Here is a 21,369-nt window from a genome sequence, read left to right on the forward strand (position 1 = left end):
ATAAAACAATGAAATTATATACTTTTTTAAAGTATCATAACCATTATTTTTTTTGAATATTTAAAAAATAAATTTTTATTTTTTATGGTCTATTTTTAAAATTAGATTTTAATACTAATATTTATCTTTTAGATATTAACGAGCCATGGAGTTCAAGAGTGATGAAGTGTATAATAAAAAACGTTTTTTAATAATAAATTATTATAAAAAATAAATTTTATTTATATATTAGATTATAATAATGAGAAAGAAACAATGAAAAGAGTAAAAACAGTAATTTTAAGTAAAGTAATATTATTTTTAATTTTATTATTAAGTTTTGGCATGTCTTCAAGTGATTTAAATAAAAATACTAGTTTTTCTAGGGCACCATCTCCTAGTTTAGCTCCGATGTTAGAAAAAGTTATGCCGTCGGTAATTAGTATAAACATTGAAGGTAGTACTGTTGTACGTAATTCTCGTTTACCTCATCAATTCCGTCCATTTTTTGATGAAAATTCCCCCTTTTGTCAAGGTAATTCACCGTTTCGACATTCTCCTTTTTGTGGTGTAAATCCGAATTCTGAGAATGCAAATGAAAATTTTCATGCATTAGGTTCTGGAGTTATTATCAATGCAGAAAAAGGATATGCAGTAACAAATAATCATGTTGTAGAACATGCAAATAAAATTCAGGTACAATTAAGTGATGGACGTCGTTATGAGGCTGAAATAATTGGAAAAGATCCTCGTTCTGATATTGCTTTAATACAATTAAAAGATGCAAATAATTTAAGTGCAATAAAAATTGCTGATTCTGATACTCTACGCGTAGGAGATTATACTGTAGCTATTGGTAATCCATATGGTCTTGGTGAAACTGTTACTTCAGGTATTATTTCTGCTTTAGGTCGTAGTGGATTAAATATTGAACATTATGAAAATTTTATTCAGACTGATGCAGCAATTAATAGAGGTAATTCTGGTGGAGCGTTAGTTAATTTAAATGGTGAATTAATAGGAATTAATACTGCTATTTTAGCTCCAGATGGTGGTAATATTGGAATAGGTTTTGCTATTCCTGGCAATATGGTAAAAAATTTAACAGCACAAATGGTTCAGTTTGGACAAGTGAGACGAGGAGAATTAGGTATAATAGGTATGGAATTAAATTCAGAATTAGCAAAAATTATGAAAATAAATGCACAAAAAGGTGCTTTTGTAAGTCAAGTATTACCTAATTCTTCTGCATTTGAATCAGGTATTAAAGCTGGTGATATTATTATTTCTTTAAATAAAAAACCTATTTCTAGTTTTTCTGCCTTACGTGCTGAAGTTAGTTCTTTGCCAGTTACTACTAAAATGGAATTAGGAATATTTAGAGAAGGAAAAATTAAAAATATAATTGTCGAATTAAAACATTCTTTAAAAAATAATCTGCGTTTAGATAATAATTATATAGGAATTGAAGGTGCAAACTTAAGTAATTATTTATTAAATGGAGAAAAAGGCGTAAAAATAGAAAGTGTAAAATCAAATACTGCAGCCTCAAAGATTGGTTTCAAGAAAGATGATATTATCATAGCAGTAAATCAAAAATCTATAGCAAATTTACAAGAATTAAGAATAATTTTAAATACTAAACCAAAAATATTAGTTTTTAGTATAAAACGAGGAAATTATAATATATACTTGGTAAGTGAATAATTACTTGTGTTTCCGCCCGAAATAAATCGGGCGGATTTTATCCTTTATTTATTATATTTTTCTTAAAAGTTGATTAATTTCTGTTTTACTTAATGTTTTTGAATCTACTTTTTTTACAATAATTGCAGCATAAAGATTATAACTTTTATCTTTTGAAGGTAAACTTCCAGAAACTACTACGGAATTAGGAGGGATTTTACCGTAAGAAATAATTCCACTTTCTCTATCGTATATTTTAGTACTCTGCCCAATAAAAACACCCATAGAAATAACTGAACCTTTTCCTACAATGACTCCTTCTACAATTTCTGAACGTGCTCCAATAAAACAGTTATCTTCAATAATTGTAGGATTATTTTGTAGTGGTTCTAAAACACCTCCTATACCAACACCTCCAGACAAATGTACATTTTTACCAATTTGAGCACAAGAACCTACTGTAGTCCAAGTATCAATCATAGTTCCTTGATCAATGTATGCACCAATATTTACATAAGAAGGCATAACTACTGTATTGCAATTAATAAATGCACCATATCTAACTGTTGCTGGTGGTACTATGCGAATCTTTTCTTTTTTAAATTTATTTGCATCGTATTTTTCATATTTTAATGGAATTTTATCATAATAATTCGTATGATTATCTGATATAATGTTATTTTTTCTTATGTACATGTATAATAAAACTGCTTTTTTTAACCATTCATTTGTAATCCATTTATTATCTTTTTTTTCTGAAATTCTTATTGTTCCATTATTTAATAATTGAATTACATGATCAACTGCATTCAAGATATCATTATTCATATCATGAATACTGTGTTTTTTTGTATATGCTTCTTCAATGATTTTTTTTAATAAGTGCATTTTGTTATTTAACCTAATTTATTTTTAATAAAAAAAAATATTTTTAAATATGATTTTTATAAAAATTTAATTTTTATTAAATAATTTTTGAGAAATTTTTTCGTTATTGCGCCGTGTTAAGACATCACATCCATAGTCTGTAACTAATACAGTATGTTCATACTGTGCTGATAAAGAACGATCTTTAGTTTTTACAGTCCATCCATCATCTTTCATGCATCGGACCTGAGGGTTTCCAGCATTAATCATTGGTTCAATAGTAAAAATCATTCCTTTCTTTAAAAGAATATTATTTTCTTTGTTTTTGTAGTGTAATATATGCGGTTCTTCATGAAAATTACGACCAATACCATGACCACAATATTCTTTTACAACAGAAAAATTGTTTTTTTCAACATAGTTTTGGATAATTTCACCAATTTTATATAGGGGTATTCCTGGTCGGATTAATTTTAAAGAAAGATAAAGACTTTCTTGAGCAATTTTACATAAACGTTTAGATAAAATACTTGTTTTTCCGATTAGGAACATTTTTGAAGTATCACCATGGTAATTATCTTTAATAATTGTAATATCAATATTAATTATATCACCTTCTTTTAATATTTTTTTTTTATTTGGAATTCCATGGCATACAACATCGTTGATAGAAGTACAAATAGATTTTGGGAATCCATGATATCCTAAACAAGCTGGAATAGCTTTTTTTTCATAAATAATATAATCATGACAAATTTGATTGATATCTTCTGTACTTATATTAGGTCGAAGATATTTTTTTATCATTTCAAGTACTTCAGCCGCTAGCTTTCCAGATGTTCGCATTTTTTTTATTTCTGATTTTGTTTTAATTATATAGCTCATAATATTTAGCCATTTTTTATATCAATTTTTAAAATTTAGGATATATTAAAATTATACTTTAAAATTTCTTATAAAAAGGTTTTAATTGATATTAAGTTTTATAATATAAATATATTAATAATTATTAATATTTTTAATATAAAAATATGATATATATTATTATAAAAGAAAATACAAATTTAATATTTTAATTATTACAATTTTTCGTTAAAATATTTAATGTATTATCATTTAAATTTTGTTTTTTTGACTTAGAGGTAACTATGGAAATAGTATCAATGCGTGATATGTTAAAAGCAGGAGTGCATTTTGGTCATCAAACGCGTTATTGGAATCCAAAAATGAAACCTTTTATTTTTGGTGTTCGTAATAAAGTACATATTATTAATTTAGAAAAAACTTTACCAATGTTTAATTTTGCTCTTAATGAATTAAAAAAAATTTCTTTTAGAAAAGGAAGAATACTATTTGTTGGAACTAAAAGAGCAGCACGGAAAGGAGTAAAAGAAGTTGCTATTAATTGCGATCAATTTTATGTGAATCATCGTTGGTTAGGAGGAATGTTGACTAATTGGAAAACAGTTCGACAATCCATAAAACGTTTAAAAGATTTAGAAACAGAATCTAAAGATGGTACTTTTTCTCAGTTGACTAAAAAAGAAGCATTGATAAGATCTCGAGAGTTATCTAAACTAGAAAATAGTTTAGGTGGTATTAAAAATATGGGAGGTTTGCCTGATTGTCTATTTGTTATTGATGCTCTTCATGAACATATTGCGATAAAAGAAGCTAATAATTTAGGTATTCCGGTTTTTTCTATTGTTGATACCAATTCTAATCCTGATGGTGTAGATTATGTTATACCAGGAAATGATGATGCTATTAGATCAGTAACTTTATATTTAAAATCTGTATCACTTAGTATTTCTAAAGTGAATCATCAAAATCTATCCAATGAGTCATTGTTAGATCAATCATTAATAAATTCTGAAAAAACATAGATTTTCAATAGAATACATATTTAAATTTTTAATTAAATTTTTCAAATTATTTTTACATTTAAACAAACAAATAAGGAAATTAAATATGAAAATTAATGTTACTGCTAGTCTAATTAAAAAACTTAGATCTCGTACAGGAGCTGGTTTTTTAGAATGTAAACGTGCATTATTAGAATCTAAAGGAGATATAGAATTATCAATTGATAATTTACGAAAATTAGGAAAAATGAGTGCCGAAAAAAAAATAAATAATATAACGAATCAAGGTGCAATATTTTCACGAACTGAAGATAACGTTGGTGTTATGCTTGAATTGAATTGTGAAACTGATTTTGTATCTAAAGATGATTTATTTATTTCTTTTGGAAAAGAAATTATACTAACAGCATTAAAAGAAAAAATAGATGATATTAAACAATTAAAAAATATTTTTGAAGAAAAAAGAACAAGTTTAATTTTTAAAGTAGGTGAAAATATTAACATACGCCGTTTTTGTTTTATAAAAGGTGAAAATGTTCTTTCTTATGTTCATGGTGTTCGAATTGGTGTATTAGTTAATGCTAACAGTGATTTTAACAATAATAAGATACTAAAAAATATTGCAATGCATATAGCAGCAAGTAAACCTCAATATTTACATCCGAAAGATGTGTCTGATTCAGTTTTTCAACGTGAATATCAAATTCAATTAGAATTAGCAAAAAATCTTAATAAACCTTCTAATATACTAAATAAAATTATAGACGGAAGAATGAATAAATTTGTTAATAGTATTTCATTGACAAGTCAAAGTTTTATTATGGATTCTAATAAAACAGTAAAAGATATATTAAATGAACATAATGGACATATTAAATCTTTTTTTAGATTTGAATTAGGTGAAATAGTTTCTTGAAAAGATACCATATATTAATTATTTTAAAAACAAACAATTGTATTTAATAAATCTTTTATAAATATAAAAATACATTTAGGTTGAAAAATATGTCTGCAAATGAAAAATTTATATATCGACGTATTTTATTAAAAATAAGTGGAGAGGTATTACAAGGAGTTAATAGATTTGGTATTGATATGAGTTCTTTAAAAAGAATTGCGAGAGAAATTGAATCTATAGTAAAAATTGGAGTTCAGGTAGGTTTAGTAATTGGTAGTGGAAATTTATTTCGTGGTGAAAAGTTATCTGAATTAGGTTTAAATCGAGTTGTATCAGATCATATTGGTATATTATCTACGATCATTAATAGTTTAGCAATGAAAGATACACTCAGTTCTATTTCCTCTATTAAAACTTGTTTGATGTCTGCAATACCATTAAATGGTATTTGTCAAGTATATACTTGCGAAAAAGCAATTAATTTATTATCTAATAATTTTGTTGTTATTTTTGCTGCAGGTACTGGCAATCCTTTTTTTACAACTGATTCAGCAGCATGTTTGCGAGGTATTGAAATAGAATCTGATATTGTTCTAAAAGGCACAAAAGTTGATGGAGTATATTCAACAGATCCAAAAAAAGATTTTAATGCAATACTTTATAAAAAACTAACATATAAAGAAGTTCTTCAAAAAGAATTAAAAGTAATGGATTTATCTGCTTTTACACTCGCTCGAGATTATCATTTACCCATTCGAGTTTTTAATATAAATAAGTCTGGATCTTTATATCGTATTGTTATGGGTAGTAACGAAGGCACACTTATTACTGGATAAAAATTTATTTTAAAAATAATACAATTTTACAAATTAATAATCTGATATAATACAAAAATATATTTTATAGGTAAAAACGTGATTAATAAAATTAATATAAATAGTGATGAGCGAATGAAGGCATGTATTCAAATATTTCAAAATAATGTTAACAACATTAGAATAGGTCGAGCATCTCCATTACTTTTAAATAATATTTATATTGAATATTTTGGTGTTAAAACTGCTTTGCGTCAAGTTGCTAATATTATAGTTGAAGATTCTCATTCTCTTAGAATTAATGTTTTTGATAGTTCTGTGACACCTTTAATTAAAAAATCTATTTTAAATGCAAATCTTGATTTAAATCCGATTTTAAATGGTAAAGATATTATTATCAAAGTACCAGCATTAACAGAAGAAAGAAGGAAAAATTTAATTAAAGTTATTCGAAATGACGCTGAAAACAGTCGTATTTGTGTTCGTAATATTCGTAGAGATTCAAATGATAAAATTAAGAAATTAATTAAAGAAAAAATTATTAGTAAAGATGAAGAGCGTCTTGCACAAATTAAAATACAAACAATGACTAACGAATATGTTAAAGAAATAGAATCGATTTTATTAAAAAAAGAAATAGAACTAATGAAAGTTTAAGTTTTTTTAAAACTATAAATTATTTTCTTAATTAAAAAAAAATTTTTAAAATATTTTTTTGCTGGTAAAATTTATTTTTATTTATAAAAAAAGAATTTTCATGAAAAAAATAACTATTTTAGGATCTACTGGTTCTATTGGCATCAGCACCTTGTCTATTGTACAAAACCATCCAAATTTATTTAAAGTAATTGCTTTAGTTGCAAATAAAAATATTACTAGAATGCTACAACAATGTGAGTTGTTTTCTCCTGATTGGGTAGTAATGAATGATGAAAAATCTGCTGATTTATTAAGAAAGAAGTTAAAAAATAGAAAAATAAAAACTTTTGTTCTTTCTGGAGAAAAAGCAATTTGTGAAATCTCTTCATTACCAGAAGTAGACCAAGTAATCGCTGCTATCACTGGAATAGCAGGTTTATTGCCAATATTATCTGCAATATATGCCGGAAAAACGATATTATTAGCTAATAAAGAATCTTTAATTACATGTGGCTACTTATTTATGAAAGCATTAATTTCTAGTAAAGCTAAAATTTTTCCGATTGATAGCGAACATAATGCTATTTTTCAGTTATTGCCTTTAGAAATACAAAAAAATTTAGGTGTAGCTAACTTAAAAAAAAATGGCGTAAAGCATATTATTTTAACTGGTTCTGGAGGACCTTTTTATAATTTTTCTTTATCTGATTTATCAAATGTAACTCCTATGCAAGCATGTTCTCATCCAAATTGGTCGATGGGAAAAAAAATATCAGTAGATTCTGCTACTATGATGAATAAGGGATTTGAATATGCTGAAGCAAGATGGTTATTTAATGCATTAGATTCAGAAATTGAAATTTTAATTCATCCTCAATCAATAATTCACTCTATGGTAGAGTATTATGATGGTGCTGTTTTAGCGCAATTATCTGTTCCTGATATAAAAATTTCTATTTCATATGCTATGTCTTGGCCTAATCGTCTTCATTCAAAAGTTGATTTTTTAAGTTTTTTAAAAAAAAATAATTTATCTTTTTTTGAACCTGATTTTATTAGATTTCCATGTCTCAAATTAGCTATTGATGCTTTTTCTCAAGGTCAAGCTGCAATGACTGTTTTAAATGCTGCAAATGAAATTGCAGTTTCAGCTTTTCTTGATTGTAAAATTTCTTTTAGTAAAATTTTTCAAGTTAATAATGAAACATTGATGTCTTCATGTTTTTCAGAACCCAATACTATTGAAGATGTTTTAGAAATTGATAGAACATCTAGAATTCTAGCGATGAATAAAGTATTATCTTTATCATCTTAAATATATATTTTTTATTAATTATTTTTATTCAGAATTTTTAATATAATTCTGTTCTTAAGAGAAATCTATAAGTATTATGTTTCATAAATTCTCGTTAAAATGTAAAGAAAAATTTAAAAAAGAAAATCTTCATCATGTTGCAATTATTATGGACGGTAATAGACGTTGGGCTAAAAAAAAAGGAATAATGTGTTTTTTAGGTCATAAAGAGGGTTTTAAGGCGCTAAAAAAAGCAGTAAAATTTGCTATTATGAATAACATTGAAATACTTACATTATATGCATTTAGTAGTGAAAATCGTAATCGACCTGTTTTAGAAGTAAACGCATTAATGGAATTATTTTTATTCGCTTTAAATAATGAAATTAATAATTTACAAAGATATAATATTCAATTAAAAATTATTGGTGACATAACATATTTTAATAATAATTTACAAAAAAAAATTATTCAAGTAGAAAAAATAACTTTAAAAAATAGTGGTCTAATTTTAAATATTGCCGCAAATTATGGTGGAAGATGGGATATAATACAAAGTGTTAAAAAAATTATTGAAAAAGTTCAAAAAGGAATTTTAAAAGTAGAACAAATTAAAGAAAGTACTCTTTCCAAACATTTATCTACTAGTCATCTATCACCAGTAGATTTAGTTATTAGAACAGGAGGAGAAAAAAGAATTAGTAATTTTCTATTATGGCAAATAGCTTATTCAGAGTTTTATTTTACTGACGTATTATGGCCTGATTTTAATCAATATATTTTTCAAAATGCTATAGATTTTTTTATATCTCGTGAACGTCGTTTTGGAGGATCTAAAAAATAGTATCTTTTTTTAGATATAATTAAAACATTTTACATAAATAAAATTTAAATGCAGGTTTAAGAATAATGTTTTTTGATACATTTTTCAAAACAAATTTTTATTTAAATATTTAATAGAAATTATAAGCAAATAAGTATTTTTTTAAATTTTATTTTTTCTTAATAATTTCTTCTTTATTTGTAAAAAAATTTTTTTTACACAGAATGAAACATTTTCCAGGAAAAATTTTAAATAATGTTAATAAAAAAATTTTTTGTATGTTTTTTGATGTTTTTTAGTTTTACTGTTTATGCAAACAATACATGGACTGTAAAAGATATAACATTTAAGGGATTAGAAAACGTTTCAAAAAATGAAGCATTAAAGAATATCCTTTTTAATATTGGAAGTAAAATATCCCAAAATGATATAAAAGATAGTATTAAATCTTTATTTAAAACTGGAAAATTTGAAGATATAAAAGTAGTTTTTTCGGGAGAAAAAATTATTTTTGATGTTTATGAAAGACCTATTATTTCTAGTGTTGTTATTTTAGGGAACAATATTATTGATAATACTATATTAGACAAATATTTAACAAAACTAAACATAAAAAAAGGTAGTGTATTTAGTGCGTTTATAGAAAATATATTTATTCAAACAGTAAAAAATTTTTATCATGATATGGGAAGATATAAATTTGATGTTAAAATATTAAAAAACTTTTCTACTCATAACGATGTTGGTTTGAAAATCATCATCGATGAAGGTTTACCAACAAAAATAAATACCATTAAAATTTTTGGTGCAAAAAAAATTCCCGAAAGAGAAATAATTTCATTATTTAAGTCGAATAAAAGAACTCCTTGGTGGAATTTTTTTTATAAATCTATTTATTCTCCTCAAGAATTAAGTAATGATTTATATCAATTAAATAATTTTTATTTAAATCAAGGCTATTTTTATTTTAATATAGACAACAAAAAAGTAAAATTTCTTAAAGATAGTAATTTTGTAGACATTGAAATTCATATTTCTGAAGGGAAACAATATAGAATTTCCAATTTTTATATTAATGGAAATTTATTTGAATATAGACCTTTAATTACTGATATGATTAATATTAATCATGATGAATTTTATAATAAAGAAAAAATTAATATTATTTTAAATAAAATAAAAAGATTGTTATATGAACATGGCTATATTGATTCTGAAATCATCGTTATTCCAGAAATTAATCACGAAAATAAAAAAATAATTTTAAATTTTAATATTGATATTAAAAAAAAATATTTCGTCAGACAAATTCAGTTTAGAGGAAATGAATTAACTAAAGATAAAGTTTTACGACGTTTAATGAAACAAAATGAAGGAAAATATTTTAATATAAAGTTAATAGAATCCGGAAAAGACTTATTAGAAAAAACAAAATATTTTAATCATGTAGAAATAGTACAAAAAAAAATTACTTCTGATTCTAATAAAGTTGATATAATTTATAAAGTAAAAGAACAGTCTACCGGTTCTGTAAATTTTGGTTTAGGATACGGTATAGATAGTGGTGTAAGTTTAAACGCTTCTTTTTCTCAAAATAATATACTTGGTTCTGGTAATTCTTTAAAATTTAGTGCAATTAAGAATAAAAATCAAAAATATACTGACATATCAATAAGTTATCCATATTTTATTTTTGATAAAACAGATTTAAATACTAGGTTTTTTTATAATGATTTTAAATATAATTTAAATAGTATTTCAAATTTAACAAAAAATACCTATGGATTTGAGAGTAATTTGGGATTTCCGATTAATGATACTAATAAAATTAATTTTGGTTTAGGATATAGTCACAATGGAATTATTAATACAGAAAAAAAATTCAAAAATTCTTTATTAATGAAAAAAATATCAAATACAAATTTTTTAAAAAATAGTTTAGTTAATGACTTTACTTTAAATTATTCTTGGATATACGATACTTTTAAATATATTTATTTCCCTATTTCTGGCAATCAAACGTATATAAGTGGAAAACATACAATTCCTGGTTCTGATAACAATTTTTATAAAATAATATTAGATAGTGAACAATATATTCCATTAAATCAAGAAAACAAATTTATATTTTTAAGTCATATTCATATGGGTATAGGAGATAGTTTTAATAAAGAAAAATTACCTTTTTATGAAAATTTTTATGCTAGTAGTGCAAATAATATTCGAGGTTTTCGTTCTAATACCATAGGACCTAAAACAATTTACGATAATACTGACCTAGAAAATTGTATTGGATATAAAAATAAGAATGTATGTGAATCAATTGATTCAATTGGTGGAAATGCTACTTTTTCTACTAATTTAGAACTTATTACACCGATCCCATTTCTAGATAAAATATATTCTAAATTTCTCCGCTCTTCTATATTTTTTGATGTTGGTAATATTTGGAACACAAAATTTAATAAAATAAATGATATTCATTCATTAAAGTTGTTAAAAAATAATATTTTAAATGATATTTATGCATCATTTGGCTTGTCACTACAATGCTTTTCTCCTATTGGTCCATTAGTTTTTTCTTATGCTATTCCTATTCAAAAAAATAAACATCATCAGATAGAAGCATTTCAATTTAATATCGGTAAAAATTGGTAATTATAAAATAAATTTAAAAAATATTTAATATGTAATTTAAAAAAATATTAAAATTTTTTTGTAATAAATTATTAATTTTTATTTGAAGTTTTTTAAAACAGGTAGGTATTTTGAATATTCTAAGAAAAAATTTAAATATTAAAAAAATTTTAAAAATTTTACCTCATCGTTATCCTTTTTTACTTATTGATCGAGTTATAAAATTAAGTATATTTAAATATTTAAAAGCAATAAAAAATTGCACAATTAATGAACCATTTTTTCAAGGACATTTTTCAAAAGATCCCATTTTTCCTGGTGTATTAATTATTGAATCTATGGCTCAAGCGGCAGGTATTTTAATATATAAAAGTACAGGACAATTAAGTATAAATACCTTATATCATTTTGTAGGTATAGATAATACTCGTTTTAAAAAAACTGTTACTCCTGGTGATCAAATATTAATAGAAGTGTTTTTTTTAAAATTTAACAAAAATATTCTAAAATTTAAAAGTACTGCTATAGTAAATAAAGATATTATTTGTAAATCAACAATAATTTTTGCCAAAAAATCTTTTTTAAATTAAAAAATTTTTATATTCATTTCGGAAAATAGTATGCATGAACCAAAATTTATTCATCTTCATGTACATAGTGATTATTCTATTATTGATGGATTATCTAAACCTGAAGAGTTAGTTAAAAAAGCAGTATTACTAGGTATGCCTGCCCTTGCAATAACAGATTATAACAATTTATACGGTGTAATTAAATTTTATAATACATCTCATAAATTAGGTTTAAAACCTATTATTGGAGCTACAGTTAAATTTTCCTCTAATTTTTTAAATAATGAATTAACTACATTAACTTTATTAGCTGCTACTCAAGAAGGATATAAAAATTTAATTTTGCTAATTTCTCGTTCATACCAAATGGGATATATTAATAATTATAATATAACTATAAAAAAAAATTGGTTATTAGAAATTAATAAAGGATTAATATTACTTTCCGGAGGTTGTCAAGGTGAAATTGGAAAACTTTTACTGCATGGTAATCCATTATTAATATCTTCTTGTTTATCTTTTTATGAAAAAAATTTTCCTGGATCTTATTATTTAGAATTATGCCGTACTAATAGAGATAATGAAGAAAAATATTTGCGTTTAGCAATAAATTTATCTTCATCTAAAGGTATTCCAGTTGTAGCAACTAACGACGTTTGTTTTTTAAATAAAGAAGATTTTAAAGTTCACAAAATTAGAATTGCTATTAATGAAGGTGAGATATTAAAAGATTCAAAAATTCAAAATAATTATAGTGATCAGCAATTTTTAAAAAGTATTTCAGAAATGTGTGATCTTTTTTCTGACATTCCAGAATCTCTTACAAATAGTGTTGAAATCGCAAAACGCTGTAATGTTTTTATCAATTCTGGTAAATATTTTTTACCCCAATTTCCTACAGGGAAAACAAGCGTTGAAGATTATTTGATTATTAAAGCATATAAAGGAATTGAACATCGCTTAAGTGTATCTTACTCTGATAAAATAAAATATCAACATATTTATAATAAATATAAAAATCGTTTAGATATGGAATTAAGTGTCATTAACAAAATGGGTTTTCCTGGATATTTTTTGATTGTTATGGAGTTTATAGAATGGGCAAAAAATAATAATATACCAGTAGGTCCAGGAAGAGGTTCGGGTGCTGGTTCTCTTGTAGCATATGCATTAAATATCACAGAAGTAGATCCATTATCTTTTGATCTATTGTTTGAACGTTTTTTGAATCCAGAACGTATTTCATTACCAGATTTTGATATTGATTTTTGTATGGAAAAACGTGATAGAGTTATTGAACATGTTTCAGATGTATATGGAAGAGAAGCAGTAGCACAAATTATTACTTTTGGTACAATGACAGCAAAAGCTGTTATTAGAGATGTAGGTAGAGTTTTAGGATATCCATATGGATTTATCAATAATTTATCTAAATTAATACCTCTAGATCCTGGAATAACTTTAAATCAAGCATTTTCAAAAGAATCTGAATTATCTAGTCTTTATAAAAATAATGAAGATATTAAAATTTTAATTGATATTGCTAAAAAATTAGAAGGAATACATAGAAACGTTGGAAAACATGCTGGGGGTGTTGTAATTTCGCCTACTAAAATTACTGATTTTTGTCCTTTATATTGTGATGAAAAAGGTAATAATCCTGTAACTCAATTTGATAAAAATGATATAGAATACGTAGGATTAGTTAAGTTTGATTTTCTTGGTTTACGTACTTTAACAATTATTAATTATGCAGTAAATATAATTAATGTAAAACTAAAATTGAATAAAAGAAAATTAATAAACATTAATTCTATTCCTTTAGATGATGACAAATGTTTTAATACATTAAAAAGATCTGAAACTACCGCTATATTTCAATTAGAATCTTATGGAATGAAAGATTTAATTAAAAGATTACAACCTGATTGTTTTGAAGATATAATTGCATTAGTAGCTCTTTTTAGGCCTGGACCTTTGCAATCTGGAATGGTTGATAATTTTATTAATCGTAAACATGGACGTGAAAAAATTTCATATCCTGATCACAAATGGCAACATATATTATTAAAACCAATATTAGAATCAACATATGGTATTATATTATACCAGGAACAAGTAATGCAAATAGCACAAATTTTAGCAGGTTATACCCTAGGAAGTGCGGACATTTTAAGACGAGCAATGAGTAAAAAAAACATTAAAGATATGTCAAAACAACGTTCTATATTTGAATCTGGCGCTTTAAAAAACGGTATTAATCAAAAATTAGCAGTAAAAATTTTTGATTTATTAGAAAAATTTGCAGGATATGGATTTAATAAATCTCATTCTGTAGCTTATGCTTTAGTTTCTTATCAAACGTTATGGTTGAAAGTACATTATCCTGCAGAATTTATGGCTGCAGCCATGACATCTGATATAGATAATACAGAAAAAATTGTTATTTTAGTAAATGAATCTCTTCGTATAGGAGTGAAAATCATACCTCCTAATATTAATTTAAGTAAATATGAATTTTATGTTAACAAAACAAATAGCATAGTTTATGGTCTTGGTGCTATTAAAGGTGTAGGAGAGAATTCAGTACGTGATATTGTTAAAGAACGAGAAAAAAATGGTGTTTTTCATGATTTGTTTGATCTTTGCATACGTGTTGATTCTAATAAAATTACTCGTCGTGTATTAGAAAAACTAATAATGTCTGGAAGTTGTGATTGCTTTAATAAAAATAGATACTATTTACTTAATTTAATTGACGATGCTTTAAAAGCTTCAAAAGAATTTTTTAAAATTAAACATTTTAAACAAGAGAGTCTTTTTGGTGTTTTCAAAGATGAATTAAATCAAGTAAAAAATAATAATTTAATTTATTTACGTAATGCAAAAAAAAATAAATTAGATGATGAATATCAGGTATTAGGATTTTATCTTACAGCACATCCTATTGATCAATACAAAGAAGAATTAAAAAACTATTTAAAAAATATAACATTATCAAAGTTAGAATTAGTCAAAAATAATAAAAAAATTTTAATTGCAGGAATAATAGTTTCTATTAAAATCAAAAAGACTAAAAATAATAATCGTATAGCCATCTTAGTTTTAGATGATAGTACTAGTCGTTTAGAAGTAGTAATTTTTACAGGTTTATTGAATAAATATGAATTTATTTTAAAAACAAACAAACTATTGTTTGTTAAGGGACTGGTAAATATTAATTTCATTAAAAAAAATATTAAAATAACAGCTTATGATCTTATGAATTTAAAAATGGCTCGGAAAAAATATTTATACAAGTTAACGATTATATTAAATGAAGAAAAAATAGATGTTCATTTTTTAGATATTTTATTTAAATTATTAGAAAAACAGTCTACGGGAAGTGTTTTAATTTCTATTTCTTATAATAATAAAATATCTTTTCTACATTTAAAATTAAATAAAAAATGGTTAGTTAAAATTAATAATGAATTTTTAAATGAATTACAAGAATTTTCAAAATTAAAAAAAATAATATTGAAATATAATTAAAAATTTAATTTCTTAATTTATAACTCGCAACAAATGCGTTTTAATAAACACCGCGAGTTATTAATTTTTTTACTTTAAAATATTATGATAAAGTATTTTAAAAAAATTTTATTTTTTAAAGAAATTGTATATTTTACTACTTTAGTTTTTTTAATATAAAATTTGTTATTTCTTTTATATCAACTAAGATGATTTTTTTATTTTTTCTCTCTCTATATTCAACATTTTTATTATAAATTGAATTTTGATTAATTATAATTTGATGAGGGATACCAATTAAATCAATTTGATTAAACATAATACCTATTCGCTCATTACGATCGTCTATCATAACATCTATATTATTCTTTTTAAAATTTTCATATAAAAAATTTGACATGTTTTGTATTTTAGTAGATTTTTCAAAATTAACAGGTAAAATAACTACTTCAAAAGGTGCAATAGAATTAGGCCAAATAATACCGTTTTCATCATGGTTTTGTTCAATTACTGCAGCTATAATTCTTGTAATTCCTATTCCATAGCATCCCATTTGTATGCTTTCTTTGTTACCATTATTTAATTTAACAGAGGCTTTCATTGGTTCAGAATATTTTTTACCAATTTGAAATATATGTCCAATTTCAATGCTTTTTTTAATTTTTAAAAATCCTGTGCCATCTGGACTTAAATCATTTTGTGTTACTTTTCTAATATCTTGAATTATTGGAAGAGGTAAGTCTATATTCCAATTTACGTTAATGAAAAAGCAATTATCAATATTTGCACCTATAGTAAAGTTTTTCATATTATAAACAGAAATATCCGCAATGATAGGAATTTTTAATCCCACAGGACCGAGAAACTTTTTAGTTACTCCCATAAATGAAATAGTTTCACTTTGATTAAGAAAAGACAAAGGTTTTTCAAGTATTGCGATTTTTTCTATTTTAAATAAATTTAATTCATGATCTCCGCGTATTAACAATGCAGCTATTGAATACATGCTATTTTTTTTAGCACGAACTAAAATAGTTTTAATTTGATTTTTTATTGGTGTTTTTAATCTATTAGAATCTATTATAGATTTTTTAGTTTTTTTTTCTTTTTTAATGTTTGTAATTAAATTTTTATTTTTCAAAAAATTAATTGTTTCTATAGATTGAGCTGTATTTATATTTGATGAATATAATTTATTTTCTGAAAAAACGACTTCATCTTCTCCGTTTTTAGAAAAAGCTTGAAATTCGTGAGAAATATTTCCACCCATAGAACCCGAATCGGCTTGTACTACACAAAAATTTAGTTTCATTTTATTAAATATATTTATATAACTTTTATAAAATACGCTATAAGTTTTTTTTAAACATTCCTCATTAACATGAAAGGAATAAGCGTCTTTCATGATAAATTCACGTGCTCTAATAACTCCAAAACGAGGTCGTATTTCATCTCTAAATTTTGTTTGTATTTGATATATAATTAAAGGAAGTTCTTTATATGAATGAATTTCATTTTTTATAAAATTAGTAGCAACTTCTTCATTAGTAGGTCCTAAAATAAATTGATGTTTACGGCGATCATGAAATTTTAATAGTTCTTTTCCATAAACATTTAAACGTCCACTTTCTTTCCATAAATATTCAGGTTGTATTATAGGCATAGATGTTTCTAGTGCATGTATTTTTTGCATTTCTTTTTTAATAATTTTTTTTATTTTTTTTATAACTCTTATTCCAGTTGGAAGCCAAATGTATACACCTGAAGATATTTTTCTAATCATTCCACTTCTTATCATTAATTGATGACTAATGATTTCTGCATCATAAGGTTTTTCTTTTACAGTTGATAGTAAATATTGACTGGTTCGCATTTATTAATGTCTCAAAAAATAAAGTTCTTTTATTATTAATGAATATAATTATATTATATTATAAGATGTTATCTATAATGTTTTTTTTTAAATATAAATGAATATTATTATCGTGAAAAAAAATTTATAAACGTAAAAACAGTATTAATTTTTTTGAAACATCGAAAAAACAAGATTTTATTTATAAAAAAATGTTAATTTTATTTAAATGTTTTAAAAAATTAACTTGTTTTTTTTTAAATACAAAGGTTTAATAAATTTTTTATTAAATAAAATAATGGTTAAAAAAATTCTAAATGAATCATAATACAAATGAAGAAAAGACAGAAAATCCCACTGAGCATCGCATTAAAAAGTTTAGAAAAAAAGGAAAAACAAGATATTCTCGAGAGTTGAACTCTTTGTTAATCTTATTAGTTGGATTTATAAGTTTATGGTGGCATAAAGATTTTATACTATCTTATTTTATGAAAATAATGTTTAATAGTTTTTCTTTTAATAGGAATATTATTATAAATAATGATAGTGTTCTATTAGAAATATTTATATTTTTTAAAGCAATGTTATTTATTTTTTTTCCATTTTTAATGGCTTTATTATTTATAATTATTATACCCCCAATATTGTTAAGTGGTATTGCTTTAAATTTTAAATCATTAGAGTTTAATTTTACAAAATTAAATCCATTCCATGGTTTAAAAAGAATATTTTCTTTTGAAATAATAATAGAGTTTTTTAAAATAGCATTAAAGTTATTTATAGTAATTAGTATATCTTTTTGGTATTTGTACTATTCTTTTTCCGAAATATTGGCATTAATTCACGAAAATTTTATATCTTCTTTGTTTCATGGATTTAATATAATCGTTAATTGTTGTTTTTTTATTATACTAGGATTAGTTCCTGTTGTTGTTTTTGATGTAATTTTGCAGCAAATTAAGTATTTTAAAAAATTAAAAATGACTTATCAAGAAATAAAAGATGAATTTAGAGAAAAGGAAGGAAATCCAAGTATTAAAAGCCGTATTCGTCAGGAAATGAAAGCTATTATACGTAGAAGAATGATATCAGATATTCCTAAAGCTGATGTTATTATCACTAATCCTATACATTATTCTATTGCACTTCAATATGATGAAAAAAAAATGAATGCACCTAAAGTAATTGCTAAAGGTATAGGTGAAATGGCTATTAGAATTCAAAAATTAGCACTTAAACATGATATTTCTATGATTTCTGCACCATCTTTAGCTCGTTCATTATACCGTTATTCTGAAATAGGACAGTATATTCCAGGTCCTCTTTATAAAGCTGTTGCAGAAGTTTTAGCATGGGTTTGGAAAGTAAGAAAATGGAAAAAAAAAGGTGGTATTTTTCCTGAAAAACCTAAAAATATAATAGTTCCATCAGAATTAACTGTTATAGGAGAACATAAAAATAATGATTAATTTTTCTTCTTTTTTTAGTATTATAAAAACGTTTAAAATATCTCAATGGCAAATACTTGCTGGTCCAATACTTATTTTAATGATTTTAGCAATGATGGTATTACCATTGGCACCTTTTGTATTAGATATACTTTTTACTTTTAATATTGCTTTATCAATAATAATCTTACTTGTTTCAATGTTTACTCGTCATACTTTAGAATTTACTGCTTTTCCAACAATTTTATTATTTTCTACGTTATTACGTTTGGCATTGAACGTTGCTTCTACTCGTATTGTGTTTTTAAATGGTCACACTGGAACAAGTGCTGCAGGAAAAGTAATTGAATCTTTTGGTCATTTCTTAGTAGGTGGAAATTTTGCTATCGGGATAGTTGTATTTATAATTTTAGTTATTATTAATTTTATAGTTATTACTAAAGGTGCTAGTCGTATTGCTGAAGTAGGTGCACGATTTATATTAGATGCGATGCCAGGAAAACAAATGGCGATTGATGCTGATTTAAACGCAGGTTTAATTGGTGAAGAAAAAGCGAAAAAACGTCGTATAAAAATAACACAAGAAGCTGATTTTTATGGTTCTATGGATGGTGCCAGTAAGTTTGTTCGAGGAGATGCAATTGCTGGTATTTTAATAATGATTTTGAATATATTTGGAGGTCTAATTATTGGTTTAATACAGCATCATATGCCATTAAATACAGCTGCAGAAGTTTATACTTTATTAACTATTGGAGATGGATTAGTTGCTCAAATTCCAGCTTTAGTGATTTCTACCGCCGCTGGTGTAATTGTAACACGTGTTAGTACTAATCAACATGTCGGAGAACAAATAGTCAGTCAGTTATTTTGTAATCCTCAAGTTATTTTATTAAGTGCAGGAGTATTAGGTATTTTAGGATTAGTTCCTGGTATGCCAAATATTGTTTTTTTAGTGTTTACGAGCTTGTTATTTATTCTCTCTTGGTGGTTGTATGAGAAAAAAAGTACAAAAGAAAGTGATTTTTTAAGTTCTAACAAAGAATATAAGTTAATACAAGAATCTGTTTCGGAAGCATCTTGGAATGACGTTCAGTTAGAAGACCCTATTAAAATAGAAATAGGAAATAATTTAACATCAATGATTGACATTAATAAAAAAGCAGATCTAGTAGATAAAATTCGTATAGTTCGTAAAAAAATTGCTCAAGAAATTGGATTTTTACCTCCTTTGGTACATATTAAAAATAATATAAATTTATCAGGTAATGCTTATCGTATCTTGGTTAAAGGTGTAGAAGTAGGAAAAGGCAAATGTTTTTCCGATCTTTTTATGGCTATTAAAACAGGAAGAGAAACAGAATCTTTGCCTTTTAAAAAAATATATGAACCTACTTTTGGTTTATCTGGATATTGGATTGATAAAGATTTTAAAAATGAAGCTCAAAAAAAAGGATATTCTGTTATAGAACCGAGTACTGTGATTTCTACGCATGTCAATTTTCTAATTTTAAATCATATTGACGAACTCTTTGGTCGTCAAGAAGCTCAACAATTATTAGAACATGTGTCTATAGACATGCCCAAATTAACTGAAGATTTAATTCCAAATACAATTAACTTAACAATTTTACATAAAGTTTTAAAAAATCTTTTATCCGAAAATGTTCCAATACGTGATATGAGGACTATTTTAGAAACATTATCAGAACATGCAGATGTTCAAAAAGATCCAAATGAATTGACTAGTATTATTCGTATTTCATTAAAAAAAATTATTATGCAAAAGTTATTTAATAACCAAGATACTATTGAAGTAATAGGATTAGAATCGAATTTGGAACAGTTATTATTAAACAGTGTAAAAGAAGGCTCTAATACTCTCGAACCTAATTTATCTCAGACTTTATTAATAAAAACAAAAGAAGCTATTACAAAACAGTTATCAATAAATTCTCCTCTCGTATTACTAGTTAGTCATCCTCTGCGATATTTTTTGTCTAAATTTTTACGATCAAATTTTCCGGAATTAACAGTTTTATCTCATTTTGAAATTGTAAATGTAAATACAATAAAAATGAGTAGTATTATTGGAAATTGATCAAAAAATAAATGAGTTTCTTTTTAAAAGACAGGTTGGTGTGGTTGTAAGTAGTACATTATCTTTAGTATTATATTATTTCCTCACCTTGCTGGATTGTACAAACGTGAAAAATTACATTTTTTTTACTGTTTTAATACCAAGAATATTTAATCCTTTTTTTAATGTTTTTGCTGTTAAAATAGATAACTTAAGTCTACTTTTACAAGTTCTTATTTTTTTTGAAAAAAGTATAGAACAATTTTCATAAAAATTAGAAAAACATGTTGCAAGTTGATAAAGATATTTGCACATCATATGGGGTGTTCCTTTTTGAGCTATTAATAAAACAATTTCTTCAAATTCTAATATTTTAATAGCTAAATTAATTTCACTTTCTT

Annotated in this window: 16 protein-coding genes (1 of these 16 running past the window's edge); 12 read left to right on the top strand and 4 right to left on the bottom strand. The window is 24.4% G+C overall.

Going from position 1 to position 21,369, the window contains the following annotated elements:
- Nucleotides 1–255 precede the first annotated feature (255 nt).
- Nucleotides 256–1,686 carry a serine endoprotease DegP gene (degP, locus tag D9V66_RS01170; RefSeq protein WP_158365625.1) on the top strand — a complete coding sequence of 477 codons (1,431 nt, stop codon included), beginning with the start codon at nt 256–258 and terminating at the stop codon, nt 1,684–1,686.
- A gap of 51 nt (nt 1,687–1,737) precedes the next feature.
- Here degP and dapD read toward each other — a convergent pair whose 3' ends face one another.
- Entirely contained in the window at nt 1,738–2,553 is an 816-nt protein-coding gene (gene dapD / locus D9V66_RS01175; RefSeq protein WP_158365626.1) for a 2,3,4,5-tetrahydropyridine-2,6-dicarboxylate N-succinyltransferase, read from the bottom strand.
- Nucleotides 2,554–2,619: 66 nt separating this feature from the next.
- Nucleotides 2,620–3,417: a type I methionyl aminopeptidase gene (gene map / locus D9V66_RS01180; protein ID WP_158365627.1), complete on the bottom strand. Its 798-nt coding sequence runs from the start codon at nt 3,415–3,417 to the stop codon at nt 2,620–2,622.
- A gap of 263 nt (nt 3,418–3,680) precedes the next feature.
- Between map and rpsB the strand changes: the two genes are divergently transcribed.
- The 9 genes from rpsB to dnaE all read left to right on the top strand — a co-directional run bounded on the left by rpsB (nt 3,681) and on the right by dnaE (nt 15,609).
- Nucleotides 3,681–4,418, top strand: coding sequence for a 30S ribosomal protein S2 (rpsB, locus tag D9V66_RS01185; RefSeq protein ID WP_158365628.1), 738 nt, complete (start codon nt 3,681–3,683; stop codon nt 4,416–4,418).
- Nucleotides 4,419–4,503: 85 nt separating this feature from the next.
- A complete protein-coding gene (tsf, locus tag D9V66_RS01190; RefSeq protein ID WP_158365629.1) occupies nt 4,504–5,313 on the top strand; it encodes a translation elongation factor Ts in 810 nt (269 codons plus the stop codon).
- 89 nt (nt 5,314–5,402) lie between these two features.
- Nucleotides 5,403–6,131 (top strand): UMP kinase, encoded by a 729-nt coding sequence (gene pyrH / locus D9V66_RS01195; RefSeq protein WP_158365630.1) that lies wholly within the window; start codon nt 5,403–5,405, stop codon nt 6,129–6,131.
- 78 nt (nt 6,132–6,209) lie between these two features.
- On the top strand, nt 6,210–6,767 hold the full coding sequence (gene frr, locus D9V66_RS01200) for a ribosome recycling factor (RefSeq protein ID WP_158365631.1): 558 nt from the start codon (nt 6,210–6,212) through the stop codon (nt 6,765–6,767).
- A 100-nt stretch (nt 6,768–6,867) separates the two neighbouring features.
- Nucleotides 6,868–8,064, top strand: a complete 1,197-nt coding sequence (gene ispC / locus D9V66_RS01205) for a 1-deoxy-D-xylulose-5-phosphate reductoisomerase (RefSeq protein ID WP_158365632.1) — start codon at nt 6,868–6,870, stop codon at nt 8,062–8,064.
- Between the two features lie 76 nt (nt 8,065–8,140).
- On the top strand, nt 8,141–8,887 hold the full coding sequence (uppS, locus tag D9V66_RS01210; protein ID WP_158365633.1) for a polyprenyl diphosphate synthase: 747 nt from the start codon (nt 8,141–8,143) through the stop codon (nt 8,885–8,887).
- Between the two features lie 234 nt (nt 8,888–9,121).
- On the top strand, nt 9,122–11,524 hold the full coding sequence (gene bamA, locus D9V66_RS01215) for an outer membrane protein assembly factor BamA (protein WP_158365634.1): 2,403 nt from the start codon (nt 9,122–9,124) through the stop codon (nt 11,522–11,524).
- A gap of 110 nt (nt 11,525–11,634) precedes the next feature.
- Nucleotides 11,635–12,093: a 3-hydroxyacyl-ACP dehydratase FabZ gene (gene fabZ / locus D9V66_RS01220; RefSeq protein WP_158365635.1), complete on the top strand. Its 459-nt coding sequence runs from the start codon at nt 11,635–11,637 to the stop codon at nt 12,091–12,093.
- Nucleotides 12,094–12,123: 30 nt separating this feature from the next.
- Nucleotides 12,124–15,609, top strand: a complete 3,486-nt coding sequence (gene dnaE, locus D9V66_RS01225) for a DNA polymerase III subunit alpha (protein WP_158365636.1) — start codon at nt 12,124–12,126, stop codon at nt 15,607–15,609.
- A gap of 136 nt (nt 15,610–15,745) precedes the next feature.
- Here the strand turns inward: dnaE and D9V66_RS01230 are convergent, their stop codons facing one another.
- The gene (locus D9V66_RS01230; RefSeq protein ID WP_158365637.1) at nt 15,746–17,461 is read right to left on the bottom strand and encodes a proline--tRNA ligase; all 1,716 of its coding nucleotides are present in this window, start codon (nt 17,459–17,461) and stop codon (nt 15,746–15,748) included.
- Nucleotides 17,462–17,757: 296 nt separating this feature from the next.
- Between D9V66_RS01230 and flhB the strand changes: the two genes are divergently transcribed.
- Together flhB and flhA are read left to right on the top strand one after the other, a co-directional pair.
- Nucleotides 17,758–18,909: a flagellar biosynthesis protein FlhB gene (gene flhB, locus D9V66_RS01235; protein WP_158365638.1), complete on the top strand. Its 1,152-nt coding sequence runs from the start codon at nt 17,758–17,760 to the stop codon at nt 18,907–18,909.
- Nucleotides 18,902–20,989, top strand: a complete 2,088-nt coding sequence (gene flhA, locus D9V66_RS01240) for a flagellar biosynthesis protein FlhA (protein ID WP_158365639.1) — start codon at nt 18,902–18,904, stop codon at nt 20,987–20,989. The genes flhB and flhA overlap by 8 nt, the downstream gene beginning before the upstream one ends.
- Nucleotides 20,990–21,103: 114 nt before the next feature.
- On the opposite strand, the gene argS is transcribed toward flhA, so the two are convergent.
- A protein-coding gene (gene argS / locus D9V66_RS01245) for an arginine--tRNA ligase (protein WP_158365640.1) crosses the window boundary here: on the bottom strand, nt 21,104–21,369 show its 3' end. 1,462 nt of this gene lie beyond the right edge of the window; 266 of the gene's 1,728 nt are visible here — the last part of the coding sequence; the start codon falls outside the window, past its right edge — the gene reads right to left on this strand; it ends in the stop codon at nt 21,104–21,106.

The sequence above is a fragment of the Buchnera aphidicola (Brevicoryne brassicae) genome (genome assembly GCF_005082825.1).
GTDB classification, from domain to species: domain Bacteria; phylum Pseudomonadota; class Gammaproteobacteria; order Enterobacterales; family Enterobacteriaceae; genus Buchnera; species Buchnera aphidicola_AK.

What these genes read in the sequence shown, in the direction of transcription:
- degP (WP_158365625.1), top strand. Translation starts at nt 256, where the DNA reads ATGAAAAGAGTAAAAACAGTAATTTTAAGTAAAGTAATATTATTTTTA.
- dapD (WP_158365626.1), bottom strand. Translation starts at nt 2,553, where the DNA reads ATGCACTTATTAAAAAAAATCATTGAAGAAGCATATACAAAAAAACAC.
- map (WP_158365627.1), bottom strand. Translation starts at nt 3,417, where the DNA reads ATGAGCTATATAATTAAAACAAAATCAGAAATAAAAAAAATGCGAACA.
- rpsB (WP_158365628.1), top strand. Translation starts at nt 3,681, where the DNA reads ATGGAAATAGTATCAATGCGTGATATGTTAAAAGCAGGAGTGCATTTT.
- tsf (WP_158365629.1), top strand. Translation starts at nt 4,504, where the DNA reads ATGAAAATTAATGTTACTGCTAGTCTAATTAAAAAACTTAGATCTCGT.
- pyrH (WP_158365630.1), top strand. Translation starts at nt 5,403, where the DNA reads ATGTCTGCAAATGAAAAATTTATATATCGACGTATTTTATTAAAAATA.
- ispC (WP_158365632.1), top strand. Translation starts at nt 6,868, where the DNA reads ATGAAAAAAATAACTATTTTAGGATCTACTGGTTCTATTGGCATCAGC.
- uppS (WP_158365633.1), top strand. Translation starts at nt 8,141, where the DNA reads ATGTTTCATAAATTCTCGTTAAAATGTAAAGAAAAATTTAAAAAAGAA.
- bamA (WP_158365634.1), top strand. Translation starts at nt 9,122, where the DNA reads ATGTTAATAAAAAAATTTTTTGTATGTTTTTTGATGTTTTTTAGTTTT.
- dnaE (WP_158365636.1), top strand. Translation starts at nt 12,124, where the DNA reads ATGCATGAACCAAAATTTATTCATCTTCATGTACATAGTGATTATTCT.
- D9V66_RS01230 (WP_158365637.1), bottom strand. Translation starts at nt 17,461, where the DNA reads ATGCGAACCAGTCAATATTTACTATCAACTGTAAAAGAAAAACCTTAT.
- flhB (WP_158365638.1), top strand. Translation starts at nt 17,758, where the DNA reads ATGAATCATAATACAAATGAAGAAAAGACAGAAAATCCCACTGAGCAT.
- flhA (WP_158365639.1), top strand. Translation starts at nt 18,902, where the DNA reads ATGATTAATTTTTCTTCTTTTTTTAGTATTATAAAAACGTTTAAAATA.